The sequence below is a fragment of the Planctomycetia bacterium genome, assembly GCA_034440135.1.
Taxonomy (GTDB): domain Bacteria; phylum Planctomycetota; class Planctomycetia; order Pirellulales; family JALHLM01; genus JALHLM01.
Genome location: JAWXBP010000274.1, coordinates 1 through 8,034, shown reverse-complemented (window position 1 = coordinate 8,034; position 8,034 = coordinate 1). Strand labels below are relative to the sequence as shown.

Below are 8,034 nucleotides of genomic sequence, written 5' to 3'. Positions count from 1 at the left end.
GACTGGCGAGCTGCCGTTCCGCGGCGAGAAGCGGATGTTGATCGTGCAGATTCTCAATGATGAGCCTCCCAGCCCGAGAAAACTCAACAGCCGCGTGCCAAGAGATTTGGAAACCATCTGCCTCAAGTGCTTGCAAAAGGACCCAAGCCGGCGCTACGGGTCTACACAAGAGTTCGCCGACGACCTTACGCGATTCATGCGCGGAGAGCCGATCACCGCGCGGCCAATTCGGCGCAGTGAACGGATTCGAAAGTGGGTCAGTCGACATCCAGCCATGGCGCTGATTAGTACGCTTCTTGTGACCATTACACTCGTAGGCCTAGCGACCACGACTTGGCTATGGCGAAGCGCGCAAGATTCGCTCAACACTGCCCAAGCTCGTCAATACTCAAATCAAATCGCGCTAGCCAACTTCGAGTTTCTCGGAGGAGAGCGTGGGCGTGGGTATGCGTGGCTGAGGCAGTGCGAACACGACTTCAGAGGTTGGGAGTGGAATTATTTGAAACGACAGTGCACACCGATATTGGCGAAATGGTTGACTCCGTCGGTCATTAACGACATCGCTCTCTCCGGGGATGGGCGATTATGCGCCACTGCTCACAACAACGAAGCCATTTTGTGGGACACCATGACTGGCAATCGCATTTTGTCGTTTTCCCATGAGCACCCCGTAGAGTCCCTTTGCCTGGATGCAGCTGGAACTCGCCTAGTTACGGCCACTGGTCCACTCGTAACCGTCTGGGACGCAAGAAGCGGTGAAAAAGTACGTGCTCGCGAGCGGCGCATCGCGGATTCGGCCAAGGTTCTCATCATTAAAGATGGTACTCGCGTGCTCTTCAGCGATGGAAACGTATCCCTCGCACTTTGGCAAGTTTCCGATGGAACGACAGCCGCTCAATTTCCTTTGCAGGGACGCAGGTTGAATGACTTCGTGCTTTCGCGCGACGAGAGACAGATTGCGTTTTCTGACGGCGCAAACGTCACACTCGTAGATACGTTGACCGCCCAAGTTGTTGGCCAGTTTCCGATTGAGGGCGTCGGGCTGGAGTATAGTACCAGTAGCGGAACGCTAGCCACGACTGCGGGGGTGTGGGATATCCAAACTGGCGCCAAAGTGGCCGCTTTTCAAGACAACTATTCTCTTAATGACATCGCTTATTCCCCGGCGCAAAATCGTTTCGCTCATCTTGGGCACATTCCCAACAGAGCCGGCACCGGCGGTGGTGGCACGGCAGTCACCTTTGTGGCGGCAAGCGACGGTTCGGTCCTAAGTGTGAATGAGCTGAGCGCGGTCCCGTTCACCCGAATCGAGTTTAGTGCAAATGGTCGCTTTGGAGTGTTGGCGAACCGGACATATGGTCAAGGGGGGTCGCTGCCCGACGAGTACCGACAGGTCGTGGTAGACGAGTACCGACAGGTCGTGGTATTCGATGGTTGGACTGGCAGCAATCCGATGTTGCTGCAAAAAGGGGTGCTTCCGGTCGATGTAGCCAAAACACCCGCGTCTATTGAGAACGTAACCTTGCCAATCGTGGAGATCTCGTCGAACGCGAGCGACCGCTATGTCGCGATTCGCGGCCGAATGCCCGCGACCAGTGCTTCAGACCCAGAATTCGATTTGCCAAGACCCGGAGAGTTGACAGTTTTTGAGACCAGCACGGGCAGATCGGTATTGAAAGTGCCGTGCGGTCGTCCACGTCGCGCTTTGGCGCTGAGTCCCAACAACGAAAAAGTTGCAGCGTCAGGCCCAGGCCGACTCGTCACGGTCTATGAACTGCAAACCGGAAAAGTGCTACTGGCTCTCGACGACATTCCTGCCGACACCCGCGCGATTGCATTTCGTGACGATGGCACCAAAATCGCTACGGCATCGGACGATCACACGATTCGCATTTGGGATGCAGTTAGCGGAAAGCAAGAAAAGCGGTTCACGTATGTGGGCGGCCTTCTCGACCTCCTTTCCTTCCAGCACGGTGGCAGATTTATTGCAGGCTCAGATCTTGGCGAAACCACTGAATACTTTGCAAAAGATGTTAGCTGGTCGAGCGGCGATGCATTGAAGGTCTGGGATTTAGACACTGATCAAGAAATCAAGCTGGAAGCCGTCGTCGGTGTTTTTGATCGCGCAGGATCGCGCCTATTGAGCGTCGATCGTGCGGGTGCAATCAACTGGCGCGACGTGCATACGTGGCAACCGACGGCCACCGGCTTGGATAATCTCACATTAAAGGATTATTCATTTCCCCGGATCGCCCTTTCGGAGGACAACACTTGGCTCGCCGCGCCATCGGCAGGGCGATTGAAAGTCATGAATTTGAACAGCAACAGAACGCAAGATACTGCTTGCGGCGACCTTACGGCACTCGCATTTGGCCCAAAAAAACGGTTAGCGTGGGCGGCGCGATTTAGCGGTTCCATTCACATTTTGGAGTTGGATATGGGTCGCGAAAAAATGTGGAAGGCACATGAGGATGGGATCTGTGCGTTAGCTTGGACGTCTGACGGCCGACGTCTCGTGTCGGCCAGCTTTGACCATACTGTCAAGGTGTGGGACACCGATTCGTGGACGTTGGAGCGAGAGTTGGGCGAACCGCCTTGTGGTCACGCAATCGCTTGGCATCCAAATCAAGATGCGCTCGCAGTGGCCGGGTGGGACAATGCGGTCCGTATCTGGAACATCCAAGAAGGGAAGGTAGAGGCGGTGCTTGCTAACTTCAACGGACGAATTCGAGCTGTCTGCTGGAGTCCAGACGGAACCCAAGTGGCCGCAGTGGGCAAGGCAGAATATGTGGCAGTTTGGGATGTGCGGACACAAAAGCTTGCCCGAACCGCAGCACCGTATACGGGAAGCTTGATAACAGTGGCTTGGAGTCCAGACGGTACGAAACTCGCAACCCAGAGTGATAAAGGCACAGTAATCGTTTGGGATCGCCGTCTGAACAACGAGCTCACAAGATATGAATCTTCTGATTCGCCGAGTTCACCGTTTCTTAGCTGGAGTCTCGACTCTACGCTTCTGGCGGTTGGCAGGTCGAGAGACAACATTGTTCTATTCAACCCACCGCAGACGCCCAGCGTGACGTACTTTGGCGACGCGTGGGAATGGCACCCAGGACGGCGGCAAGCGGCTCTCTCCAACGCGGATGGCATGAGCCTCGTTGATTTGGGCTTGGACAGCCAATCAGTTTCCTGGGCGTCGCGAAGTGTTCACCCGCCGATGGCGTTCACTTCGGACGGAAAGCGTCTGGTCACGACGCGTGGAGCTAACATCGTTATTCTTAATGGGGAAACCGGTGAGGAACTATTGTCGTTGCGAGAACCTGACGAAAAGACGTCGCACCGCGATTTCGAAAAGTGGATTTCCGTGCTGAGCTTCAGTCACCATGGAGAAAACTTATATGTTGGATCCAGAGACGGCACAGTGCGGTGCTACAGTGCTGCACTCTTCAAGAGAAGTCCGCTAGCGGCTGGCGCCCCAACGGACGTGAGTACGCAAGCGGCGGTTATCCTGGCCGGTCGCGTGTTCGGGATTCACCGAAGTGATGACATTACGACTCTCGAGTTTGAAGTGGAATCGATCGAGAAAGATGATACGGACCAGTTCGTGCCTGGCGACGTAGTATTTATCCAGCCCCGCCATCCGCCGGCATGGATGGTCGGGTTTCGAGCACGCTTCTATCTGTCAAGAAAGGCTGAAGATGTTTGGTTGCCAGTGGCAGCGGAACAGTCAATGGAAGTCCTGGATGATTCGCAAGCGCCGAACACAGGCGACAAAGCAGACGGATCGGGCCTATAGGTCGCCGTGCCGCCAGAATTCGAAGCTAGACTTCGAGATCAACGAAAAACACGTCGAAGTCAAACCCTGCGTTCGATGTGGCGGGCAAATTCTCCGGGGCCGCGCGACGAATTACTTTGGCTGGCAGCAGCGTCGCTATTGCATGAATTGCGGAGCGCTAAGATATCGAGGTCAAGCTCCGGCCCTCCCGGCATGCGCAGCATAGCCGGCCAACGGCGAACTTGCCTCGCTCGCCGCGCCACGCGAGTCGTTCGCGTTTGGACATCGGCATGTAAAGCGGGTTCTCCCGCACATTTCGTGAAAGTCCGTCGATTCGTAATCTTGGGAGCAACGCCTAGCGGTGGATGGCGATTTGATGGTGACAGAGGCCTAGATGGACTGGCCCGGCGTAACCGTTAACGGACCGCCATTACTGCGCGGCGTTTTGCGTGATTGCGACGGCGGCGGGCGGTGGCCCTCATCTGCTGCCGCGCTATTCTGAACGTCCTATCAGCCCACAACAAGTAGTCCAGGGACCACCTTCAATTGAAACTGCAGTTCAGCAATGGGTGTTTTCAGCCAATCTGTAACAGACTCGCACCCTACGGCAGCGGCCTTCCGGTAGTGGCGCTCATGGACAGGCTCTATTGAATAGAGCGGACGAAACAGGCGAAACGAGCGCGACTCGGCAGGAGAATCTCGAAAAATTGCTCGCAAGCCATCATCTACGTCCGACTCGCGCCGAAGGCGGGTCCGCTGAGGAGCCGGCGAGGGTGACATTCAATGCCAGCCAGTCTCCCTTACCTTCCGGTGGGTACGCTTGAACTCGAACGGCCCCCAGTCGGATTGCCGGACGAACCGGGCAAACACGGCGTCGATCAATTCGAACGACGCCGGTCGCTCCAAGTTCCTTACCCTGCGAGCGATTGCTTCACCAGCAGTCCCACTTGCTTGCGGCGCTGGGAAACTCGTCCCAAAGTTGTTCCGCACGGCGTTCAAATCGATTAGGTTGACGATGAAGTCCGCGTTCGAATCCCCTGGGATCGGGCGCAGAATGTCGAGCGTGAAGCTGTCGATCGTGGCGGTCTGCTGCACCACTGTCGTTGGACTGGCATGCTGGACGCCCAAATACAAATCTGATGCGGCGTTCAACCACGGCAACTCAATTGTAGGCGACTCGCCGCTTGCCGCTGCAATCGTGTGATTCAGCCACGAAGCGGACCAGTTGCCCATTCGGCGCGACAAAGTGAGCGTCACGTCATCGCCGGGCGCAAAGGCGTTCACTGCCGTTGAATACAGAATCTCGTCTCCAAACCCTCGGTTGATCGCGATGTGGTAGACATTCGACTCATGAAAGCCGACGCGCACGGTGTTATTCCACGCCGTGCCGGCGTACAGCGTTAGGTTGTCGCCACTGTTGGGCACTTGAACGTCCAGGAACGTGGCCGTCAGATTGAAGTCGTCCTGGCCGATACCTGGCAGGAGTACGCCAGGCGCTTCCAGGATTTCGAGGTTCACGCCAACGTCGGAGTTGGCGTTCGCCATCGTGCTCCTGAGCAGTAGCCGTCCATTGATCCCCGGTTCGAGGTCCATGTTGGGGTCGGTGCTCGGCAAGCCGTCACCGGTCCCGGGGAGGCGGTGCGTGAAGCCGACTCCGACGCCATCCTTATCCAGTAATGTGCCCGGCGATGGGGCGTTGAACGACAGATCGACCACCCCGAGTCCCGTCTCGCCAAAGTGATTGCGGACGTTGTTCAGATCGACGACGTCGACTCGGCAATCGTGATTGGTGTCACCAGGCACGCGACACGGCCCAGCCTCGAGCGCGATTTGCGCCGTGCCAACGCCGCCGTCGTCGTCCGTGCCAGTCAATGTGAACAAGTGCTCGCCAACTTCGAGCGGCGTAAAGGCAAATAAGTCGCCTGCCCCCGTGGCGACCGTTTGCCCGTTGCGCGTGACTTGCCACTGGAACGCAATCGCTTCCAGCGTACCGGGGTCGTCGGCAAGCGCCTGCAGTGTGAACGGCTGGCCAATGTTGACGACAATCGGAATCGCGGTGATCGCCACGGTCGGCGCGACATTGGCCACGGTCACCTCGGTCTCGGCCGCGCCGCTGCCGCCATCATCATCGTTCACCGTCGCGGAAATTGTATACACATCCGCTGGTGTCCCACTGGGGTCATCGTCCAGGTACGTGTGCGTCGCGGTGAAGGTGTGTGCGACGGCATCGACGGCCGCATCCGAGGACGTTCCGTCCCCCCAGTCGATCATGACGCCATGGGTGTCCGCTGATGGGACCAATGCAAACAACTCCGCCGCCTCGGACATGCTCAGCGCACGACTGTAAATCCGCACGTCGTCGATCGCGCCGTGGAACGCGAGCGCGTTGTCCGTGCGCATTCCCAAGCGGGCGTTGAGGAGATTGTCTGGAGCATTTTCCGCAACATTCGGCCCGAACAACGGCGCTTCGGTCCCATTCACATAGAAGCGGACTTCCGCCGCCGAACGATACACAGCGACCACGTGCGTCCACTCGTGAAGCGCGTACGCATCTGATTCGGTGTGCCAATCCTGGCCGCTGCCAAACCGCGGCAAGAACGTCATCGCGGTTGCTCCAGTGTCGCCCGCGGTATGAATTTCAAAGTTGTTCTGGCCTTTGGAAATCAGCATTCCTGCCTGCGCGGGCGTCGATTCCGCACGGAACCAAAGACTGATGGAATAGTCGGTGGAGTCGAAGGCGCTGCCTTCTGGAAGCTGAATGTAGTCATCATCGCCGTCGAATAAAAAAGCGGCGTCCGAGATCCCAAAGCGATCGGCGGTTGGAACCGGACCGAAAACCGTCCCATCATTGCCAAAACCGCTCAAGTCGGCTGCGTCGCCGCTGAAGTCGTAGCGCGCCGTGAGGCCATTCAGCAAATCTAAGCTTGGGTCGGCAATCCGCCCGGTCACGGTCACCGCGCTGCCTTCGTCCACGGCGTTGGGAGTGGCGGTGAAGTCGACGATCGTCGGGTCGGCGTTACTGATGAAGATGTCTTGGCTAGCGGCCGTCTCGCCGCCGTCGTCGTCGCGGACGGTCACCTGGGCGGTAAAATAGCCGGCCGGGCTGTTGTCCAGGTAGCGGTGCGCGGCCGCGAAATCGCGGGCTCCGAGCGCCAGCGGAAAGTTAGCCGTCTGGCCATCTCCCCAGTCGATCGAAACGGTGTGCGAGTCCCCCTGTCCGGCGTCGTCGAAGTGGCCGACAAGGGTGACTTCACTTCCTTCGAGGTATGCTTCCAGCGGGTCAAGCTGCAGGTTCGACGGTGCCGCATTGGCGACGGTCAAAGTGGTTTCGGCGACGCTTGACAAACCGAATGCGTCGGTCACGCGCAGTCGAACGGCGAATTCGCCGTCGTCATTGATGCCGAAAGCGGCCAACTGCTCCCACGACAAGAAGGGAGTTTCTCCAAGGGCGTCGCCGAAATCGCCATCGCCGTTCAAGTCCCAAGAGAAGTAGTGCGGTGGCAATACACCAATTCCCCAAGGTTCGCCGACGCCGGCCGCAATCGTGAATGGGTCAGTTCCATCAAGACGGGCGCGCTTCACGTTTCCGGACCCTTCGGTCCAATAAAGCGTGCCCGTCTCGATGTTCATCGCCACAGTCGTCGCAGGCACTTCCAGGACCGTTTCCAGACCGCTGCCATCCAGGTTGGCACGTTGGACGCGTCCGGTGGCACTGTCGGCCCAATACAGTTTTCTGGCGCGTTGATCAATCGCGAGCCCCGTCGCCTCGTCGATCCCGGTGAGCAGCGTCTCCACGTCTGAGCCGTCAAGATTTGCGCGGAGGATTCTGCCAGAGCCATCTAAATGGCCTTCAACGTCGGACCAGTACACCTTGCTGCCGATCGAGTCGACAGCGATTCCGGCGGGATGAAGCAGGTCGGTCGCCACGACATCCTCAGGTTGCGAGCCATCAAGATTGGCACGGCGGATTTTCCCGCCGCGGATTCCAGCGTCGATTTCCGCTCCTTCGGAATCGGACCAGTACAACTTTTCTGCGCCGAGATCAAATGCGATGCCTGCAGCGCCATTGCGTACATCGACAACGAACTCGTCAGTGCCCGAGCCATCCAGACTCACGCGGTGAATTGCCGGGTCACCAAGTTCGGTCCAGTAGGCGAATCGATTCACCGAATCGACTGCCATGCCGCGGGGCTGCGCGACATCGGTTACGAGCGCTGCTAAGCCGCCACCGTCATCATTCGCGGACTGAAGCGAGGCTT

At 57.9% G+C, this 8,034-nt stretch carries 2 protein-coding genes; one reads left to right on the top strand and one right to left on the bottom strand.

Going from position 1 to position 8,034, the window contains the following annotated elements; genetic code table 11:
* Window positions 1-34: 34 nt before the first annotated feature.
* Window positions 35-3,796: a hypothetical protein gene (locus SGJ19_16740; GenBank protein MDZ4781900.1), complete on the top strand. Its 3,762-nt coding sequence runs from the start codon at window positions 35-37 to the stop codon at window positions 3,794-3,796.
* Between the two features lie 759 nt (window positions 3,797-4,555).
* On the opposite strand, the gene SGJ19_16735 is transcribed toward SGJ19_16740, so the two are convergent.
* Window positions 4,556-8,034 (bottom strand): LamG-like jellyroll fold domain-containing protein (locus tag SGJ19_16735; GenBank protein MDZ4781899.1); only part of this gene is annotated, 3,479 nt, incomplete at its 5' end.

Coding starts and splice junctions, on each gene's coding strand:
- SGJ19_16740 (MDZ4781900.1), top strand. CDS start 35: ATGTTGATCGTGCAGATTCTCAATGATGAGCCTCCCAGCCCGAGAAAA.